Annotated in this window: 20 protein-coding genes; 5 read left to right on the top strand and 15 right to left on the bottom strand. The window is 36.9% G+C overall.

The annotated features are described in order from the left end of the window. Positions 1-185 precede the first annotated feature (185 nt). Together AN957_RS19255 and AN957_RS19260 are read left to right on the top strand one after the other, a co-directional pair. Positions 186-887, top strand: a complete 702-nt coding sequence (locus tag AN957_RS19255; protein WP_053477000.1) for a helix-turn-helix transcriptional regulator — start codon at positions 186-188, stop codon at positions 885-887. Between the two features lie 91 nt (positions 888-978). Continuing rightward, the gene (locus AN957_RS19260) at positions 979-1,221 is read left to right on the top strand and encodes a DUF2626 domain-containing protein (RefSeq protein WP_053477001.1); all 243 of its coding nucleotides are present in this window, start codon (positions 979-981) and stop codon (positions 1,219-1,221) included. A 61-nt stretch (positions 1,222-1,282) separates the two neighbouring features. Here AN957_RS19260 and AN957_RS19265 read toward each other — a convergent pair whose 3' ends face one another. Further along, positions 1,283-2,344 (bottom strand): class I SAM-dependent methyltransferase, encoded by a 1,062-nt coding sequence (locus tag AN957_RS19265; protein WP_053477002.1) that lies wholly within the window; start codon positions 2,342-2,344, stop codon positions 1,283-1,285. A 508-nt stretch (positions 2,345-2,852) separates the two neighbouring features. Next, on the bottom strand, positions 2,853-3,488 hold the full coding sequence (locus AN957_RS19270; protein ID WP_053477003.1) for an MBL fold metallo-hydrolase: 636 nt from the start codon (positions 3,486-3,488) through the stop codon (positions 2,853-2,855). Positions 3,489-3,774: 286 nt separating this feature from the next. Between AN957_RS19270 and AN957_RS27055 the strand changes: the two genes are divergently transcribed. Continuing rightward, positions 3,775-3,948 (top strand): DUF2759 domain-containing protein, encoded by a 174-nt coding sequence (locus AN957_RS27055; RefSeq protein ID WP_075209188.1) that lies wholly within the window; start codon positions 3,775-3,777, stop codon positions 3,946-3,948. A gap of 400 nt (positions 3,949-4,348) precedes the next feature. On the opposite strand, the gene AN957_RS19275 is transcribed toward AN957_RS27055, so the two are convergent. The 13 genes from AN957_RS19275 to AN957_RS19330 all read right to left on the bottom strand — a co-directional run bounded on the left by AN957_RS19275 (position 4,349) and on the right by AN957_RS19330 (position 16,158). Further along, positions 4,349-4,663, bottom strand: coding sequence for an MTH1187 family thiamine-binding protein (locus AN957_RS19275; protein ID WP_053477004.1), 315 nt, complete (start codon positions 4,661-4,663; stop codon positions 4,349-4,351). A gap of 25 nt (positions 4,664-4,688) precedes the next feature. Next, positions 4,689-5,831: a YqgU-like beta propeller domain-containing protein gene (locus AN957_RS19280; RefSeq protein ID WP_053477005.1), complete on the bottom strand. Its 1,143-nt coding sequence runs from the start codon at positions 5,829-5,831 to the stop codon at positions 4,689-4,691. A 110-nt stretch (positions 5,832-5,941) separates the two neighbouring features. Continuing rightward, positions 5,942-7,129, bottom strand: a complete 1,188-nt coding sequence (locus AN957_RS19285; RefSeq protein ID WP_053477006.1) for a M14 family metallopeptidase — start codon at positions 7,127-7,129, stop codon at positions 5,942-5,944. A 238-nt stretch (positions 7,130-7,367) separates the two neighbouring features. Then, positions 7,368-9,269 carry an LTA synthase family protein gene (locus AN957_RS19290; protein ID WP_053477007.1) on the bottom strand — a complete coding sequence of 634 codons (1,902 nt, stop codon included), beginning with the start codon at positions 9,267-9,269 and terminating at the stop codon, positions 7,368-7,370. Positions 9,270-9,559: 290 nt separating this feature from the next. Further along, positions 9,560-9,763, bottom strand: a complete 204-nt coding sequence (locus tag AN957_RS19295; RefSeq protein WP_053477008.1) for a YqgQ family protein — start codon at positions 9,761-9,763, stop codon at positions 9,560-9,562. 92 nt (positions 9,764-9,855) lie between these two features. Further along, the gene (locus AN957_RS19300) at positions 9,856-11,316 is read right to left on the bottom strand and encodes a spore germination protein (RefSeq protein ID WP_056685707.1); all 1,461 of its coding nucleotides are present in this window, start codon (positions 11,314-11,316) and stop codon (positions 9,856-9,858) included. A gap of 265 nt (positions 11,317-11,581) precedes the next feature. Then, the gene (locus tag AN957_RS19305; RefSeq protein WP_231690100.1) at positions 11,582-12,946 is read right to left on the bottom strand and encodes a rhomboid family intramembrane serine protease; all 1,365 of its coding nucleotides are present in this window, start codon (positions 12,944-12,946) and stop codon (positions 11,582-11,584) included. A 52-nt stretch (positions 12,947-12,998) separates the two neighbouring features. Further along, positions 12,999-13,316: a hypothetical protein gene (locus tag AN957_RS28610; protein WP_231690101.1), complete on the bottom strand. Its 318-nt coding sequence runs from the start codon at positions 13,314-13,316 to the stop codon at positions 12,999-13,001. After that, positions 13,313-13,510, bottom strand: coding sequence for a hypothetical protein (locus AN957_RS19310; protein WP_053477010.1), 198 nt, complete (start codon positions 13,508-13,510; stop codon positions 13,313-13,315). Before AN957_RS19310 ends, AN957_RS28610 begins: the two co-directional genes overlap by 4 nt. Positions 13,511-13,546: 36 nt before the next feature. Beyond that, positions 13,547-14,332, bottom strand: a complete 786-nt coding sequence (locus AN957_RS19315; RefSeq protein WP_053477011.1) for a DUF92 domain-containing protein — start codon at positions 14,330-14,332, stop codon at positions 13,547-13,549. Then, the gene (locus AN957_RS19320; protein ID WP_053477012.1) at positions 14,325-14,897 is read right to left on the bottom strand and encodes a 5-formyltetrahydrofolate cyclo-ligase; all 573 of its coding nucleotides are present in this window, start codon (positions 14,895-14,897) and stop codon (positions 14,325-14,327) included. Before AN957_RS19320 ends, AN957_RS19315 begins: the two co-directional genes overlap by 8 nt. Before the next feature lie 274 nt (positions 14,898-15,171). Beyond that, on the bottom strand, positions 15,172-15,321 hold the full coding sequence (gene rpmG, locus AN957_RS19325) for a 50S ribosomal protein L33 (RefSeq protein ID WP_009332954.1): 150 nt from the start codon (positions 15,319-15,321) through the stop codon (positions 15,172-15,174). Between the two features lie 165 nt (positions 15,322-15,486). Beyond that, entirely contained in the window at positions 15,487-16,158 is a 672-nt protein-coding gene (locus tag AN957_RS19330) for an FHA domain-containing protein (RefSeq protein ID WP_053477013.1), read from the bottom strand. 167 nt (positions 16,159-16,325) lie between these two features. Here AN957_RS19330 and pbp4 point away from each other — a divergent pair, with 167 nt between their 5' ends. Both pbp4 and AN957_RS19340 read left to right on the top strand, forming a co-directional pair. Next, on the top strand, positions 16,326-18,359 hold the full coding sequence (gene pbp4, locus AN957_RS19335; protein ID WP_056685709.1) for a penicillin-binding protein PBP4(5): 2,034 nt from the start codon (positions 16,326-16,328) through the stop codon (positions 18,357-18,359). After that, a complete protein-coding gene (locus AN957_RS19340; protein WP_053477015.1) occupies positions 18,360-19,193 on the top strand; it encodes a hypothetical protein in 834 nt (277 codons plus the stop codon). It begins immediately after the preceding gene. The last annotated feature ends 6 nt before the right edge of the window (positions 19,194-19,199 follow it).

Below are 19,199 nucleotides of genomic sequence, written 5' to 3' on the forward strand. Positions count from 1 at the left end.
ATTCAAAGATTAGCCACATACACAAATCACAATGTAAATTTGTTGAAATTTATCAAAATTTATATAAATTTGTGACTTATGTTATTGGTTTAAATGTGAACTTTTTATAAACTAATAGTGAATACAGTGTTAACCCTAACTAGCTGTATTATAATAGAATCAAATCCGTTCTGAGGTGAATAGAAGTGGAACAAACGCTAAAAATAACAAATGTATTATCAGATCCAACACGCTATTATATTTATCAATACATTACAAAAAGACATAAGGATGTGACTGTTCAGGAAATCGCAGATAATTTCGACATTCATCCAAACGTAGCCAGACTTCATCTGTCAAAACTTGAGGATGTTAACATGCTCGTTTCTGATACCCAGAAGACAGGGAAAGGCGGAAGACCAAGCAGGCTTTATCGCTTATCTGATGATGTAATTCAGCTTCATTTCCCATATCGCGACTATCAGCTTCTCTCAAAAATCGCCATGCAAACCATGCTTTCTCTTGGAGAAGAAGGAAAAAAGGCATTGTATTTGACTGGGAAGTCATTTGGCAAGGAATTGGTTGAACAGGAAATAAACCGTACTCCTAACAATAACGAAGAGCTTTCATTCGATCAAAAACTGAACATCCTTAAAAATGCTTCTACCTTATCAGGCTTCCACCCTGAATTTGAAGTAAATGAGGATCAAAGCAAAATTTATTTTCAAATTTATAACTGTCCATTTAAAGAAGTAGCTCTTGAACATTCTGAATCGGTCTGTAATATGCATTATGAATTTTTAAAAGGAATGTTTGAAGTACTGTTTCATTCCATTGAGTTAGTTGAAAAGGAAAATATGCTTGGTGGATGTGATTCTTGTTCTTATCATGCAATCGTCACAAAGTAGCAACAAAGGTTATTTACTTTTGTCTATCATTTAACTTATAATATGTAATGATGTAATAATGTGAATTGCTAGGGGAAAAGGAGGGATACATATGGATCGTATGTACAAGGTTTGTGGATTCTGGACGGGAATATTTGCTGTCATGTTCTTCTTAGGCGATATGTATACAACGTCTTTAATCTTCTTTGCCCAAACAGGATTCTTCCTGCTTTTAAGCTACTTAAAGCTTTCAGAACGTATGTATTTATATGTTTTTGCAGGATATTTAACTGTGTTTTTCGTAGGCTTCACGTATTGGAGCACGTTTATGATGGTTCCAGGTGCAGGCCACTAAAAACCAAAGTTTAGCTACATAATAAAAAAGCGATGGATTCCATCGCTTTTTTATTATCCCTTTATACTCCTTTCTGCTGCAAAATTACATGAAAAAAAGAACTCATTCCTCCAGGTATAATAAGGCTGCGTATTGCCCGATTTCTTTTGCTTATAGCTGAAAAAGGATTCGGATCATAATTCTCCTGCAATTCCTCTAGAATTCCTGCAGCAAGCAGAAATTCATCCTGCCTCCATTTATGAACATACATTAACCCAAGCTGATTCCCCTTTTTGATTAACGCATCAAAATGGACATGACTTGTTATATCCATTTCCCCTGGATGTTCAAGAATATTATTCATTTGCTGATGTTTGTAATAGCCCCTTAAACTTCCATTCCTTCTTGATGGCTCCATCCATTCTTCATTTGTGTATCCATAATCAACCGTGAGCACTAGCCCTCTTTGCAGGGTATTAGCCATGCTTGTCATCATCGATTCCAACTGTAAAGGGATTTCAATACGTTGCTGATCGTTCAACTTTAACCCGCTTCGTTCGAGAAAAGATTTAATTTCTTCATTTTTTAAAGGTACAATGCTCTCAATGAGCATATCATCCTTAACAGCAACCATAACCTCTAGTAATTGCCCGTCCTGGTTTTCTATTACATGAACCGGAAATGCATCAAACAACTCATTTGAAAAAATCAAACCTTCAAAAGGAGTAATTTCCTCCAAGCATGAGATTTGCTTTGTATTCTCATCAAGAATTAGTTCCTCCTGCTGCAATTTCCGATGATATGGGCTTTCTTCTAAAATATAATATTGGATCGGTTCAGCCGAAATAGTCTTCCATTCATCAATAAAGGCTTTAGCAAACCGACCTGTCCCTGCACCAATTTCGCAAATGGAAAATGGGAGGTTCAGTTCAATTGCTTTCCTGTAAAACCATTTAGCAATGGATCTGCCATAAATATCAGAAATATTACTTGTCGTAATAAAATCTCCTTCACGTCCTATTTTCCTTTTATCATTCATATAATAGCCATATTGCGAATGGTACAGAGTTTGCATTATGTAATCTGCATATGTAATTTTCTGCGATGGGCTCTTTAGAATATAATCCTTTAAATAATTTATCATTTACAATTCCCCTATATATTAAAAAGATAATAGATACAGTAACACACAAATCTAGTTTATTTTTCACACAATATATTTTCACCATTGACATAGTGTTAACTTTATTATATTCTACTATTAGTAGCTTAACTATATCCCCTCCCATTATATGAATAGAACATCCCCCAGAAAAGCCCTTCTCTTTTGAGAAGGGCTTTTCTATGTCCAGCTGCGGCTCCTAGCGACTAATGGACTTCAGGCTTCCTCCTTACGTTAAGTCAACATTCGAATCGCTATCGCTCTTCGTGTTTCCTTTATCTCAGTCCGGAGCCCTCCAGTCCATACGTCGCTGAACAGTCGCCTCCGCTTTTCTGATTGTCTAGCTGCGGCTCCTAGCGACTAGTGGACTTCAGGCTTCCTCCTTACGATAAGTCAACATTCGAATCGCTATCGCTCTTCGTGTTTCCTTTATCTCAGTCCGGAGCCCTCCAGTCCATACGTCGCTGAACAGTCGCCTCCGCTTTTCTGATTAAAACCCATTTAAAAAGGGATTTGAATCCATTTCTTGTCCAATTGTTGTGGCAGGTCCATGTCCTGAGAGCACAATCGTTTCTTCGGGAAGAATTAGCAATTGTTCATGGATGCTTTTAAGCAGTTGAGCATGGTTCCCCCCAGGAAGATCCGTCCGCCCAATACTGCCGCTAAATAATGCGTCACCGGATATCACAAATCCCGCTTCTTTAAAATAAAAAGATAGGCTTCCTGGTGAATGGCCTGGTGTTTCTGCGATTTGAAAGGAGAAATCACCAATTTTCAACTCTTTTTCGTTCGTCAATACATAATCCGCACGGTTCCCCTTGACTAACTTACCTATTTCAAACAATTGTGACCCATTTTGACTGGGGTCAATTAGCCAATCTGCTTCATTTTCGTGAATATAGACTGGGATATTGAATGTCTCTCTAATCTCTTCCACTGCCCCTATATGATCAAAATGTGCGTGTGTAAGGATAATGGCAAGGGGACTTAGCTTATTTTCAAGAATAAAGCTGCTTAATTTATCCCCTTCTTCACCTGGATCAAAAATTAAACAAGTATTGTCTTCCTTTGATACAATATAACAATTTGTTTGTAATAGGCCTAATGGAATTTGATGCCATTCCATAATCAACACCTCCAGTTGTGGATATATGCACTAATTTTACACTATATTAACAAAGAAATTAAAGGAAACTTGTTTATTATCGGAAAATGAAGATTTTTTATACTTTTAAAGGGAATAGTAGAATGAACGACATAGAAGTGTCATTTTTTGACCTCGACAAACAAGAGAAAAAAATATAGAATATAATACGAATGTATATATAGCATTACATACAGGTTCCATACCTGAATATGATTTTTCAATGGGCATTTGCCTGATTATCATAACAAAAGGGGGCTTTTTATTAATGGGAATCGTTATTATCTTCTTTTTAGTTGCCATTTTAGCAGCTTATGGTGCTTGGAGTGCACTTAAAAACAAGAATATTCTAGGTTTCGTATTTGCAGCCGGTTCATTCGTTGTATTTGGCGGATTTGCATTATTAACTCTAATCAACAGCGGATACCCTGCAGCACACTAGAAAAGCGGAAGCACCTTGTTCGGGGCGACAAGCATAAGACGAGCCGGCAGAAAGGTTGTTCTTTAACCTTTTTGTCGGCTTGACTTATGACCTCGAGCCCCTAGGTGCTGGAGCTGGACAAAGAAAAGCGAAGGCGATTGTTCAACGACGTATGGACTGGAGGGCTCCGGACTGAGATAAAGGAAACACGAAGAGCGAAAGAGATTCGATGTTGACTTATCGTAAGGAGGAAGCCTGAAGTCCACTAGTCGATAGGAGCAGTAGCTAGACAAAGAAAAGCGAAGGCGCCTTCGAAACAATCAATTTGCCGATTGTTCCTGCGACGATTATTTTAAGGAGCTTTCCTTAGTGATCAAGGGCGAAAAAAAAAAGGATCCCATCTTTGGGAATCCTTCTTTTTTTATTGATTAAGCTGGCTTTCAACACGTTGAACCTTTTCTTCCATTTTTCTTTTAACATCTCTTCTATCATCAATACGTATATTCGTTGCTACCCTCATAAGTCCTTTTTCAAAAGGCACCTCATGCATAGCTTGAATGACTTCGAATAATACCGGAAGTTCTCCTTCAATTATTGTATTCATCGGAGTTAATTGGAACCGTATTTGGCCCTTCTTTTCGTATTCCATTAATACACGCTGAATATCAGCTACATAACTGCTTACACTTGGTGACTCAGTTCCTATAGGAATAACGGTTACATCAACTATTGCCATTTTTTATCATCCTTTTTTTCAATTATTATTCCTTAATGATAGGCATAATTTCTTTTGAATCCATATTTATTAGCTTTTCAAAATAAAACCCATATAAACAATGACTTCCATTTGGAGAGCAGCTTAAAGGCTCGTTTTCCAAATTCTCGAAAAGCACTTTCTCGTCTCCATTTTTGATGTTTAGTGAAAGAAGCTGAAATCCTTCCGCGTACGTATCAGCTTCCGAACTATACAGTGGGGCAAAGGTGTAAAAGTGATCTCCCTCATCAAAATCAAAATATGGGATAAGCCAATCAGAAAATCTTGTTAAATGGGGAATGTTTAAATCTGCTAGCTTATTAAGGTCACTGGATAGAAAAGTATATGCTGACTCATTTATTTTATCAGAAGGAACAGTAATGGTCATGATTAAATTCTTAATTGCCTTCATATAGTATATCTTGTCTAAAATTGTATCGTCCTGCTCGCTAAAAATAGATTTCTTCTTTAAAGGTGCGAATAATAAGGCTTCCTCTTGACCCCAATCTAAATAAACGAGCTCTTCCTTACTCTTCCAGCCCACAAATGGCTCTTTTAGTTGAATAGGAGTCAGCTTTTTTTCTTTAAGATTCATTTGATATGTGGAAAAATCCCAGCTTTCTGTAAATGAAGAAAGGAGCAGCTGATCCTCATCATATGGGTTCCACTCAAAAACAAAGTCAAACGCCTCTATCCTTTCAGACATTATCTCATTCCCGTTGCGATCAATAATTGTAATAATGCCTTCAAAGGTTGTGGGTGCAGTATGAACTAATAAACGTTCCCCTGAAGGACTAGCAGTAACTGAGGCTACTGGTGACTCACTTTCAAAAATCAATTGGTTCTTACCAGTAAATATATTATAAGTATACACATGAGATCCTAACCCGACATTTGTTATGTACACTATTTCTTCATTATTTAGCCAGCTGCTCATACTGTTAAATTGCCCCTGTTCTATTTGGATGGGCAGCTTTATTTCTTGACCAAAAAAGGAAGGTGGAATCGCTTCCTTTCCTGGTTCCTTTTGATGATTTTTGAATGAATGCAGTTCTGACTCTTTATTTACTGTACAACCTGCAAGAAATAGCGAAAGGAAAATGCATAAAAAAAGAGCCATTCTGTATTTCTTTCTTTTTTTCCAAAGCAACTCCACCCCTCCCTCCAATCCATTTAACTAATTATACGAAAATATGAGAAGAATGTTTCAATTATTTCAAAATTATTTCAAAAAGAAAAGCCAATAGCGGCTTTTTCATTTTACATATATAATGCAGCCAGGTAAATGCCTAGCACCTCTTCAAATATTTCATCAAACTGAGATAATGGCAACGGATTAATTCCAGACCCTAATTCGATTGTAAAGCCAGGTCTGCGAAAATCTTGAATAAACCAATCCTTATATCCCGCATAGCTATCAATATATTGTACAGGTGTATATCCGCTCACTCTTGCAAATTCAGCAGCTAAGCCTCTTGATTCTGGCGGTTCAAGCCCTTCAAATCCCCAATAAAATTCTTCGCCTTGGGTATGGAAAGCAAGCATACGATTAAATTGTCTTGTACTTGCAAGATTAGCCATAGCTATCGATTCTGGTTCAGTTAAAGGCGCATCCCCAGGATAGTCACGCGGTGCAGGTGCTTTCTCTGCTTTTCTTTCCTTCTCAATCTCCCACTTTGCCGGGAATTGATTATTTAAGTCCACACCTCTTATATTTGCCTTCCAGCCAGTAAAATCAGTACTTCCATTATTAATCCGTATCACTTCTTCTCTCATCTCATCTGGAGGTCCATTTAAAACCAAGTCAACTCCATCTGGATTTACCATTGGCACAATGGAAAGATCTACAGCGTGATATAAGGGCATGGTTGTCAGTCCTCTTATTGGCTTCACATTTGTTAATGATGACAGAAAATGATTCAGAAGTGACATTAAAACACCTGAAGTGATCCATTCATTTGCATGAAACGAGGCATTAAAATGAACTTTCTTTGTTCCCTTGCCAAGACGGATTTCTTGAATGGGCTTTCCTAATACACTTTTGCCAATATTATTTACTTGAATGAATGGAAAGATGGATTTCAGTTGCGCTATGTCAGCTGTTAAAGCTTTAAAGTTATACTGCCTTTTCCCATTAACGACCGGCGAGATTACTCTTTGGGGAATAATGATTGTTTTTCCAACCTGCAATTGATTTGGGTTCACGTTTTGATTTAGCAAAAGAAGTGCATCAACTGATAAATGTCTAGCCTCACTAAGTTTCCAAAATGTATCGCCTTTTCTCAGCGTATATTTCTGTATAGTAAATCCAGGGATCTGCACTTCTTGCCCAATTTGTAAAGTGGATGAATTAATCGTTGGATTCGAATCAATGATCAAGTTTAATGGGATCATGAAAAGCCGGCTATAATGCCATAATGTATCGCCTGAACGTACTTGCACCTTCATTATTTTTACCCTCCTTCATCCATTCATTCATATGAAAAAAAGAAGAGAAAAATGACTGTATGTCATTCCCATAAAAAAACTGAAATAGTGGGGGATTAACAATCTAAATAGCCTTATAATTAGACAAAGAATATAGTTAATAAAAAAAGACGAACACTACATTTTGTAGAGATTCGTCTTCTTTTTGTTTGAAGGGGTATTTCTCAACAGCCCCTAAAATACATATTTTTTCTACGATCTAATTTTCATCAATTACTGGCTCATTTTTCATCAATGTTGAATTATGCACTTGATCATTTTCGTAAAATCTTAGTAAATCCCCATAGATGATTTTATCTGAATACTCAAGTTCCTGTGATGCTTTTTCAATAAATGGTTCACATGCTGCACCATCGGTCGGCTCACCGGTCTTTTTATCATAACATGTTTCACGAGTATAAATATTATCTCTCGTGATAAAACTTCCATCACGCAACACGGTAAATTCCATTTTGTCGTCTGAAAAAAGATCGGAACCAAATTCAATCGTATTCTTTGTATTCACACCGAGTAAGTGCAGAAGAGTCGGTTTCAAGTCAATTTGACCTGAGACAGTTGAGATTGTTTTCCCTTCTTGACCAGGAATATGAATGATTAAAGGAACCCTCTGCAGTTGTGTGCTTACAAATGGGGTAACTTCCTCACCTAGAAATTCACTCATTGCTTTATTATGGTTTTGAGAAATTCCATAATGGTCCCCGTAGAGGACGATAATTGAATCCTCATATAATCCTTCCTGTTTCAACCGTTCAATAAATAATTTAATGGCTTCATCCGTATAGCGAACAGTTGGGAAGTAGTTATCAACTGTTTTATTACCAGAAGTATATGGTTCAATCAGTCGATCTTCTTCCCCTAATTCAAATGGATGATGATTGGTTAAGGTAATGAATTTTGTATAAAATGGCTTCGGCATTTCTTTCAAATGCTGAATAGACTGTTCGAAGAAATCGATGTCCTTCATTCCCCATCCAACCGAATTCGCATCAGATACATCATAATCAGTCAATGAATAATATCGGTCATAGCCAAAGGAATCATACATAATATCCCGATTCCAGAAGCTTTTGCTATTTGCATGCAACGTTGCTGAATAGTAACCGTAATCCTTTAATATTTCTGGAGTTGCATTAAATTCATTCCCCGAATGGGTAAAAAATACAGCACCGCGGTTAAGCGGGTAAAGCGAGTTATCTAGAAGAAACTCTGAATCCGATGTTTTTCCTTGTTCAGTCTGGTGGTAAAAGTTATCAAAGTAATAACTTTCTTTAATAAAATCATTAAGGAATGGAGTAATCTCCTGGCCGTTTACCTTCTCATTAATAACAAAGTTTTGCGTAGATTCCATTGAAATCAAGATGACATTTTTTCCTTTAGCCATGCCAAACATTTCATCATTCGGCTTTTTATAATTCGCATGGATATAGTTATCGATATCCACTAATTCGCTTCCGTCAGCTAATGCCCGTTGCGCGGAAGATTTTGATTGGAGAAAAACATCATAAATATGATAATTGTATGTGCCTATATTCTTCACGAGCATTTCACGGTCAAATGTGCGGGTAAGCAGCTGTGGACGTTCTGTTTCAGCCAATCCAAGATTAAAAAAAGCAAAGGCAATCGCTATAAGGAAATAAGCTCTGCGATCTACTTTTGTGAATGATTTGCTGGAAATAAAGGTCGGTTTGAATTTGACAATAAGCACCAACAATAGAAAATCGGCAAAATAAACAAGATCCGTCACACTTAATAGATCACTAACACTGCTTCCTAAATCACTCATATTGCTCGTTTGAAAAAGGACAGGAATCGTTAGAAAATCATTAAAAAAGCGGTAAAACACTACATTTGCAAACAAAACAAAGGAAATGAAAAAGCTAGTTATAAGAATATAGCGATTTTTATTTTTCTCCTTCATAAATAGGCTAATACCAAAAATAAAAAGCAGAAAACTTAACGGATTGATAAACAAAATAAACTCTTGCTTCCAGTTTTCTATCTTTATATCAAAGCTAGTCTTATAGACTATATACGTTTTTAGCCAAAGCAATACAGTTGCAATCACAATAAGCGATAGCTTTGACCCTTTCAATTTATTCATACTGGCTGATACCCTCCCTGTTTTTTTAAAGAACAGATGTGGAATTCCCATATTTTTTACCAATTTCAGGATGAATCGGATAAATCAAACAATATCTTAATACTTTTTTTACAAAAAATCAATTGTCCATTTACACTAGTTTTATAGAATGTAAGGATGGCTAATTTACCATTACCCACAGTATTAGACGTTTGAAACCTCAAAAAGTTTCATGATTGTCCAATTTTAGGGAATTTTTAATTTTTATAAACAAAAAGAGCAGGCGAAAAAACGGCTGCTCTTTCTAAAATTTATTTAGCTTTTTCTCTTAGTAGCTGAGCCTCATGTCTTAATAACAATATGGCTGTTTGATAATCTTTTGTATCGATAAATTGGGCTTTGTATAGTTCCTTTACTTCCTCCTCCATTAATTCTAAATCAGCTACCCTGTCACCAATATAAATAATGGTTCCAAACCTTTTAAGCAGTTGTTGAATGTCGTAAATTGTTTTCATTCTTTACCCCATTGTCTTAGAAATATAATTGGCATTTTCACATAAAAAGTATATGTGAAATCCATTCATATCACAAGTAGGATGATTATTCTTTACCTGTCCGGATCCTTTGGATGTAAAAATCTCGGTCTTCGATTCTTTAGCGGAATGGGAGACCGGAGGAGGACATCTCTAAATGCCCGAAAATTAAAGGGAATAAACGGCCATAGATACGGTACGCCAAAGGACTTTAGTCTTGCAAGCATGAGAATGAAAAACACTATTCCGATCACAAATCCATATGAATGAAAGATGCTTGTCGCTAGCAGCAAACCAATTCTCATGAGCCGGTTGGCAAGACTCATTTCATAGCTAGGTGTCGAAAAGGTGCCAATTGCGGCAATTGCCAAGTACAAAACCACTTCATTAATAAATAGACCAACCTCAACCGCAACTTGACCAATCATTAATGCCGCTACAAGTCCCAGTGCCGTAGCTAGTGAAGATGGAGTATGGATTGCAGCCATCCTAAGAATATCCAAACCAAGCTCAATTAATAGGAACTGAACAATTAAAGGAAGCTCGCCCGTATCATTTGGTCCAATATAAGATAAATTTTCAGGCAACAGCTCGGGCTGGATTGCAAATAAATACCAAAGAGGCAACAGAAAAATGGATGCCCAAACGGCTAGAAAACGAACCAATCTTAAATATGCTCCAACTATAGGTTTGTTACGGTATTCCTCAGCATGCTGCAAATGATGCCAAAAAGTAGTTGGTGTAATGATCACACTAGGCGAGCCGTCAACAATGATGCATACATGCCCTTCATATAAATGTGCAGCTGCCGTATCTGGTCTTTCCGTATATCTAACCATAGGGTAAGGATTCCAATGACGGCCAGAAATAAATTCCTCAATCGTTTTTTCAGCCATTGGCAGCCCATCCGTATCAATGTTTGATAAAGATTCTTTAATCTTCTTGACCATATCAGGATCAGCAATATCCTCAATATAACTCACAACGATATCCGTCTTTGAACGTCTGCCTACTTGCATATATTCCATTCTCAATGTGCGGTCCCTTACTCTTCTGCGTGTTAATGCTGTATTAAAGACAATGGTCTCAACATAGCCATCTCGTGATCCGCGAACAACCCTTTCCGTATCAGGTTCTTCGGGACCTCTGACCGGATATGTACGAGCATCAATTAGAATTACCTTATTAATTCCATCAACAACTAGCGCTGTTTGACCAGCTAGTACCGAATCAACTACTGTATCAAGATCATCAGTTGTTTCCACTTCAACATACGGAATATATATTTTAACAAGCTTTGAAAGAGTATCTCCTTCTAACTGCTCTTTCTCTAAATCACTGAGCTCTTTCATTAAATAATGCAGGATATCGTCTTTGACAAAACCATCTACAAAAAAGAAAGCCATTGTTCTTTCTGCATATACAGCATCAAGCTGAATCACATCGAAGCTTTTTTCTACTCCCAGCGCTTTCTTTAGATAGTTGGTGTTTTCAACTAAATTAAACTGCACTTTCCTCTTTTCCTGTGGCTCCAAAACATTTCCACCCCATCATTCTTCCATACTATTCCTTGAATCCTATTTAACAGCTTAGACATTCAAAAAAAAAATCATACCAATAATTGGTATGATTAAAGAATAAGGATCAACAATTTTATCGCAGATTAACGGGCTGTAAGCCCCCCTTCAAGAAGTAGAGGGAACAAAAAATTCTAAGTGGGGGATCAACAGCCCGTAAATGCCCGATTAGTTCAATTAACAATCAGTGGGGGATGAAGGAAAACCCCCACTGATTGAAGTTTCACTTTATATACTTGTTAATTTCTTTAAGCAAATTTTGATAATCTGTTTGTTCAGGCTTTAGTTCAACTGCCATTTCCACACATTTCTTTGCTTCAGAGTAGTTCTTCTCATCTATATAGATTAAAGCTAAATTATAATAAGCTTCGTGAAAATCTGCTCTCTTATCAACAGCCAATTGCAAATGCTCTTTTGCTTGAGTGATTTCATTCAAATTAATTTCTGCATAAGAAAGTAAAAAATATACCTCGGCTGAAACTTCCTTATCTTTTGAATAATCCTTCAATAAATTTTGAGCCTGATCATATGCTTCTGTCTCCATATATTCCTGTGCCATAAGTAAAGCGGATTGTTCATTCATTCGTCTCCCAGGTTCATTAAAACCATATTTCAACAGACTTGCAAAAAGACTAGCCGTTATTACTAAAAACAGCAGCTGCAAAGCCAATCTCTTTTTCTTTGGAAAATGCACGATTCCCGCAGCAAGAAATCCAGCGATTAACCCCCCAATATGCCCAGCCATATCAATACTTGGCATGGAAAATCCAAACATTAAATTAATACCTAATATAATTAAGATATTAAATCCCATCGTTCGGAAGAAAAGCTTCGGAAAAATCACCCCAAAGTAGAGGAGTGCTCCAAAGAGCCCATATATCGCTCCACTTGCCCCTGCAGATATGGAAGGGCTGAAAATAAAGCTGGCGATAGAACCGCCGAAACCAGCAATTAAATAGATAAGAAGAAATCGCCACTTGCCAAAGATCCTCTCAATAATTGTTCCTAAATAATATAAGGACACGGTATTCATTAACAAATGCAATACCCCTATATGGAGAATAATGGGGGTAAAGAAGCGCCACCACTCGCCTTCCAGAATAAGCGGATTAAACTTCGCCCCATACTTAATCAATGTAGATGTATCCGTGCTGCTCCCAACTGATTCAATAAACAGAAAAACAGCTACTTGAATAATCATGAACATATATGTAAAAAAAGGTTTCCCTTGATTAAAAATACGCGTCTCTTCTTTTGCTTTGTTTGAAGCAATAGATAATGCTGAAAGCTTTAATTTGTCAACGTCATTTTCAGTGTAGCTTTCTTCTAGTGCGAAGGCGAATGAATCACGGAAGATCCCTTCGGCTTTCTGAAAACCATGTTCGTAATGAGCACGATCAAAAATGATTGATTGCACCCTTGTTTTTCCATTGGAAGGGAATTGAAAAGGCTCTCTTATTCTAAATTCATAATCATCTACCGGAGGGTATGGAGTCACATACATATTAATAACATTCATGCTGCTCTTTGAAAGTTGTTTTCTGATCCTTTCCCCATTCATCGCGGTCAGTTCAATATCCTTTTGCATCCAATTGCTCCAGTCCAAATTATAAAGGAGTAATCGGATGACCTGCGCTTCTTTATTCTCCATTTTTTCTAGCCATATTTCGTTTTGCTCCTTTGATAATTGAACAATCCGATATTCTTGAACAGAAATAAAATAATGGGCTAGCCGCCAAAAAAGATATTCCTCTTGAAAATTCAAATTTTCTCCTACTCTCTAAACAAAAATCAATTTTTTCCATTAGGCTTTCTTTTATTAATAATTGCACTTGCCTTCCTTTAACTATAGGCAATAATCCTTCCTTTTGTAAAGCAAGATACATATTCACATTTTTCCCTTGTAAATATACGTTTAACCCCAAAAGAAAAAGACCTTTATTAAGGTCTTTTTTCATTTCAATTCTGCAGATTCAGGCGGAAACACCATTTTCATCAATCGATCACGGACTCCAGGAATCCCCATGAATGAACTAACTGCTAGACGACGCAAAAATGGGGTCTTAAATAAAACATTCATTGCGCGATAACGATTCTGGAAAAGAAAATATCCACCAAACCCAATTAGTAGAATAGATAGTATGCGGCCCATTTCATCCCTCCTATTTCTAGTTTGGGATAATCTTTATTATTTTATCCAAACGAATAGAATCCCTAGAAGAGCCGCTAACAGACCAGAAGAATAGTTAACAAGGTCATTATTCATAAAGGGTAGTCCTCTAATGAATATTGTTTTTTTCCCACAATGGCTTAAGGCCTCAACTTCTGTCTTGCATACTTCGCATCGGTAGACTGCCTGAATGAAAGCACCAAGTACGGTATCAAAAAGATTGCCAATAAATCCAAACACAAAAATAACAGTTGCTTCAATAATTGTCAGATGAAAAAAATAAAAAGCTAATAAAGAAATCGTGAAAGCTCCGCTGATTGCCGCAAAGGACCCTAATAAACTCACCGCTCCAGATGTTCCTGCATCAATTGGTTTAAATGTTCGAATGAAGAAAGGACGCCGCTTACTTAAAGAACCAATTTCCGAAGCCCATGTATCTGAGTTTGCAGCAGCAAGTGATATAGCAAAGCCAATGATCCATATCGTTTTAGGAAAAATAAGGTATAAAAGACTAAAAAGAGCAGCCGTTCCACCATTTGCGACAACTTGCTGCCAATCACGTCTTGATCCTTTTTCATGACGTCCTTCTATTTCCAATTTATTTCTTCTTTTATATTTTGACCAATAGCTAGAGCTGGCAAAAAAGAAGCCGAGAATGATTAATCCTTTTATCCCAAAACCAAGACTAACAGCAAGACCGACAAAGAAGGCAGCAATAGTGCCTGACATCGTCAATAATCGATAAGAATACCCACAATATGCCATAGCAGCAATAAATAAAATAAGAAAAATAATATTAATCATTCATTTTCTCAGCCTTCTTCACAGTAATTATTTTGTTAACTGGGATATCATGCCCTTCAATCGGAAGTTCTGTTACAAGCTGCGGGGTAAATGCGAGTGAAATCGTCTGTCCTGTAAAACTCGCAAGGTAACGATCATAATAACCTCCGCCAAATCCAACTCTGTAACCATTCTGTGTAAATGCAAGCCCTGGTACAATGATTAAATCAATTTCATTTGCTGGAACTTCTTTTGTCACTGTTTCAATCGGCTCTAGTAATCCATAATAAACGGATTCTAATTGATTAAATTTCGTTAATGTCCGAAAGACCATTTCCTTATTTCTAGGAAGACATTTAGGAATGACTACTCGCTTCCCTTCTTCCCATGCTTTTCTAATGATCTGGTATGTATCGACTTCTGGAGATTTAGAAATTGTCACCCCTACTGTTCTTGCTTCCTTCCAAAGTGCATCCCGGAAAAGTAGCTGGGCAATTTCATAAGAATCATGTTCATATTGAGGCTTCTCAATTTTTGCAAGTTTATCCATTATTTGCTTACGAATCATTTGCTTCTCATTGATCATCTCTTCATCCCCCAATTATTACTGTTCAGTCGCCTTCGCTTTTCTTTGTCTAGCTGCGGCTCCTAGCGACTACTAGACTTCAGGCTTCCTCCTTACGATAAGTCAACATCGAATCGCTATCGCTCTTCGTGTTTCCTTTATCTCTCGAATCACTATCGCTCTTCGTGTTTCCTTTATCTCAGTCCGGAGCCCTCCAGTCCATACGTCGCTGTTCAGTCGCCTTCGCTTTTCTAATTTTATTCAACAAAAAAAGCAGTAGGAATCACCCCACTGCTTATTTTGTCTCACGATGTGTAGTAGAACGCTTATCTCTTGGGCAGTATTTTTTAAGCTCAAGACGATCTGGATTGTTTCGTTTATTTTTTTTAGAAATATAGTTACGATCTCCACATTCTGTGCAAGCTAACGTAATATTCACACGCATGTAATTTCCCTCCAAACTATTGATGACTAGTTCGTTCATACGACTTTTCTATAATATCACTTTTTATTATGAAATGCTAGTGTGTTTTTTAAAAGTGAGTTTTTTAATTATCATTCGACTTGGATTTCTATCTATTTTATTGTTTCCATTAAGTCATATTTGTTGTTAACTTTTGATGGATTCCATATAATATCCCTTTTGAGCGACTGATTTTATTGCGAAGTAGCCTTTTACACGCTTACGTACCCGGTATAGCAGTGAAGCAATTTCTTCTGCAGTCACAACTTGATCAGGGTCTCCAACTCTCTCAGGCCATACATTTTTGATAATCTCTTCCTTCAAAATTAGATGATCCATATTCTCATACAATAATTTTAAGCAAGTAAATTCCTTTGCAGATAATTTAATCGGTGTTTCACCAATGATAAAAGTTTGAAGATGATCATTAATTGCAATATTTTGCGGTATGGCTACATTCATTGAGGTAAATTCCCTTGTGACTTCATTGTCAATACATATATATAGTTCAATCAACCCATGAATCAAAGTTATTTTATCACCAGGTTCTATATAACAGGGCTCATTGGGCACAAGTTCCATCTCGTTTACTGCTGTGCCATGTTTGCTCCCCAAATCCTCTATATGGAGCTTGCCTCCCTTCATATGAATTCGACAATGTTCCCTTGATACGAAATCATTATAAAGCTTGAAATCAACTTTAGAATGCTGGCTAGCACGGCCAATCAAAAGGCTTTTCCCCTCAGAGATGTAAGCAAAATCCTCAGCTTGCCCTTTATGAGTAGATTTCAACACAATCTGAAAAGTTTTGGTGCTCATTCTCTTATAATCTCCTTAAAAATCGAAATATTGCGAGTCTTTTTATACACTTATCATTTCCTATACATGGTTGATCCATAGACTCAATTTTATAATTATAAAGGATCAAACGCTTATAAATAAAGAAAAAGCAATATAACGCCAAATTGTGAAAGAGGGATTTTTTAATGAAGAAAGGATTATTATTTTTGCTGATTATTTTAGTGGGGTTGGGAGGAGTTCTTATGTGGCAATTTCTCCAAGTTGACCAAGGGTCACCTGAACAAGTATTTAATGATTATGTAAAACAATTCTCTGAACAAAATTTTGATGGTATGCTGGATCATGCATCAATAGAAGAATTAGAAAACTATAATTATACAAAAGAAAACCTAACTGATAAATATGACGCGATCTTTACTGGTATGGAGGCATCTTCAATCAGTGTATTATCAAAGGAACTTCAATACGATGAGGCTAGCAAAGAATATGAAGGACGCTTTAATGTAAAGATTAAAACCTTCCTTGGTGATATAGAGACAGCATACAAGGCTAATTTTTCCAAAGGTGATAGGGGGAATAATGGCAAGGGATGGAAAGTGAAATGGGATCCTTCTATGATCTTTCCGGGAATGGAAAAAGGAGATAAAATAAATGTCCGTACATTTTCCCCAAAGAGAGGTGAAATCCTTGATAGGCATGGAAATCCAATGGCGATGGATACGGAAGTATATGAAATGGGCATTATCCCAGGCAAGCTAGGAAGTGCAAAAGAGGAAAGCATCAAAAAGCTCAGTGATTATTTTGATCTCCCTCAAGAAACCTTTATTCAGGCTCTAAATCAAAAATGGGTATCTGATGATGTCTTTGTGCCTATTGCAACAATGCCTAAAGGTTTTCAAGTAGATAGTATCGCCGGAGAGGATCTGCCAGGCATCTCCTTCCAATCAAAAAAAGTTAGGTATTATCCAGATAAGGAAAGCAGCGCACATCTAATTGGCTATGTGAAAGAAGTGACGCTTGAGGACTTGGAAAAAGCCCCGGAATATACAATCGGTGATTATATCGGAAAATCGGGACTGGAGGAAGTATATGAAAAACAATTAAGAGGGAAAAAGGGTGGCATCATCCAAATCCAAGATGAGTCAGGAAAGCAGAAAAGTATTATCAAAAAAGTTGATGCCGTCGATGGGGAAAACATTAACCTTACGATCGATTCAACTTTGCAAAATGAAATGTATCAGGCTATGAAACAGGATGCAGGTGCCGTAACAGCAATGAATCCTGTAACTGGGGAAATGCTCGCATTGGTCAGCTATCCTTCCTTCGACCCGAATTTAATGGTAAGCGGAATGACAGTAGAGCAATGGAAAGCATATAGTGAAGATCCAAAGCTTCCATTTTTAAGCCGTTTCTCAAGCTTGTATGCTCCAGGTTCAACTTTTAAAGCGATAACCGCTGCTATCGGACTGACAGTTGGAACAACCTTCCCTGAGAAAAGACGGGAAATTTCCGGCTTGCGCTGGAAAAAGGACAATAGCTGGGGAGGCTACTATGTAACACGTGTGAAAGATGTGCCTTCAGTTAATATGGGAGAGGCATTAGCCTATTCAGATAATATTTATTTTGCACAGGAAGCTCTTGAAATGGGGGCTGACGTATTTGAAGAACATGCTCTTACCTTTGGTTTTAAAGAAGGATTTAGTCTGCCAATTTATTTAAAGAAAAGCCAACTGTCGAATAATGGAATTAGGAATGAAATTTTACTGGCTGATTCCGCCTATGGTCAAGGAGAGGTACTAATGTCTCCTGTTCATTTAGGTATTGCCTTTACCCCTTTCATTAATGGTGGAGATATGGTCATGCCTGTACTGCTTGATGATGAAAAAGCACCGGTGCGCAAAACGATCATTACAAATGATGTGGCTAATCGTGTGAAAGAGGCATTAATTCAAGTAGTACAGCTGCAAGGGGGTACCGCTCATAATTTGAAGACGAATATGGAGATTCTTGGAGCGAAGACAGGAACCGCCGAGCTTAAGAGCAAAAAAGGAGAAGATGGATTAGAAAATGGTTTTGCTGTTGTTTTCGACACAAAATCTCCCTCTATATTAATTACAGCCCTTGTAGAGGATGTGAAAAATCGTGGTGAGAGTCATTATGTAACAGCGAAAATAAAGCCCATTCTACATCATTACCTTACCCGAAAGGAGTCCAACTAATTGTACGTTAACAAGAAAGAAAAAAGTGACGGTACCAAAAAATTGTTAGTCATTGTTATTTCCTCGATGCTGATTTTTCTTCTTGGTATACTGACCGTTTGTTATTTCTTTATTTATCCTTCGTCAGAGAATCATATAACTGAAAAGGAAGAGGAAAAAAATATAAAGGAAGAAACCATTCCTATTGTGGATGGGTATGGAGGAAGTTATCTTCATACCATTGGACAAAAGGTTCGACAAAAAGACTGGGGAACCTTTACATTGCAGCAAATATCACCAATAAACAAAACGTTTAAAATATCCACTATGGTCATACAGTTAAAAGAGATAAAAATGATAAAGCTATCCCAGATAAATGAAGAAAGAAAAGAGGAACTAAGGGAATTTACTGGATTGAGCTTTGCTGAAACGTATGAATTATATTATAAAGATAATCTAACCATGGCAGAGATATACGAGAAAGAAGCATTAACAAAAAGTGATATAGGGAAAGAAATTACATATTTTGAAATCTCTTATACCGTGGAAAATACTTCTTCAAATGAGCTTCAATTTTTCAGTATGGAAAACGTATCTTTCAATAATCAAATAAATTACAATGTGCCTGAAAAAAACTTCATTTATTCGGGAGATACATTAATGGGAACAAAAAGTGTAAGCAGAATTGATAATAAATCAAATGAGGAAAGAGAAGGGCTAATCGGATTATTAATTGATCCTGATAAAAACATCGATGAGCTAACCTCTTTTTCATTTACAACCTCTGATATTCTTGATGGAGATTCTCATAAATTGATTACAAAAGCTAAAACGTATACTATTACATTAAACTAATTAGAA

Origin of the sequence: Cytobacillus solani (assembly GCF_001420595.1) — a bacterium.
GTDB lineage: Bacteria > Bacillota > Bacilli > Bacillales > Cytobacillaceae > Cytobacillus > Cytobacillus solani.

Bases quoted from the DNA above. Each gene is read 5' to 3' on its own strand.
- AN957_RS19260 (WP_053477001.1), top strand. From the start codon at position 979: ATGGATCGTATGTACAAGGTTTGTGGATTCTGGACGGGAATATTTGCT.
- AN957_RS19265 (WP_053477002.1), bottom strand. From the start codon at position 2,344: ATGATAAATTATTTAAAGGATTATATTCTAAAGAGCCCATCGCAGAAA.
- AN957_RS19270 (WP_053477003.1), bottom strand. From the start codon at position 3,488: ATGGAATGGCATCAAATTCCATTAGGCCTATTACAAACAAATTGTTAT.
- AN957_RS27055 (WP_075209188.1), top strand. From the start codon at position 3,775: ATGGGAATCGTTATTATCTTCTTTTTAGTTGCCATTTTAGCAGCTTAT.
- AN957_RS19275 (WP_053477004.1), bottom strand. From the start codon at position 4,663: ATGGCAATAGTTGATGTAACCGTTATTCCTATAGGAACTGAGTCACCA.
- AN957_RS19285 (WP_053477006.1), bottom strand. From the start codon at position 7,129: ATGAAGGTGCAAGTACGTTCAGGCGATACATTATGGCATTATAGCCGG.
- AN957_RS19290 (WP_053477007.1), bottom strand. From the start codon at position 9,269: ATGAATAAATTGAAAGGGTCAAAGCTATCGCTTATTGTGATTGCAACT.
- AN957_RS19295 (WP_053477008.1), bottom strand. From the start codon at position 9,763: ATGAAAACAATTTACGACATTCAACAACTGCTTAAAAGGTTTGGAACC.
- AN957_RS19305 (WP_231690100.1), bottom strand. From the start codon at position 12,946: ATGCAAAAGGATATTGAACTGACCGCGATGAATGGGGAAAGGATCAGA.
- AN957_RS28610 (WP_231690101.1), bottom strand. From the start codon at position 13,316: ATGAAAAAAGACCTTAATAAAGGTCTTTTTCTTTTGGGGTTAAACGTA.
- AN957_RS19310 (WP_053477010.1), bottom strand. From the start codon at position 13,510: ATGGGCCGCATACTATCTATTCTACTAATTGGGTTTGGTGGATATTTT.
- AN957_RS19315 (WP_053477011.1), bottom strand. From the start codon at position 14,332: ATGATTAATATTATTTTTCTTATTTTATTTATTGCTGCTATGGCATAT.
- AN957_RS19320 (WP_053477012.1), bottom strand. From the start codon at position 14,897: ATGATCAATGAGAAGCAAATGATTCGTAAGCAAATAATGGATAAACTT.
- rpmG (WP_009332954.1), bottom strand. From the start codon at position 15,321: ATGCGTGTGAATATTACGTTAGCTTGCACAGAATGTGGAGATCGTAAC.
- AN957_RS19330 (WP_053477013.1), bottom strand. From the start codon at position 16,158: ATGAGCACCAAAACTTTTCAGATTGTGTTGAAATCTACTCATAAAGGG.
- pbp4 (WP_056685709.1), top strand. From the start codon at position 16,326: ATGAAGAAAGGATTATTATTTTTGCTGATTATTTTAGTGGGGTTGGGA.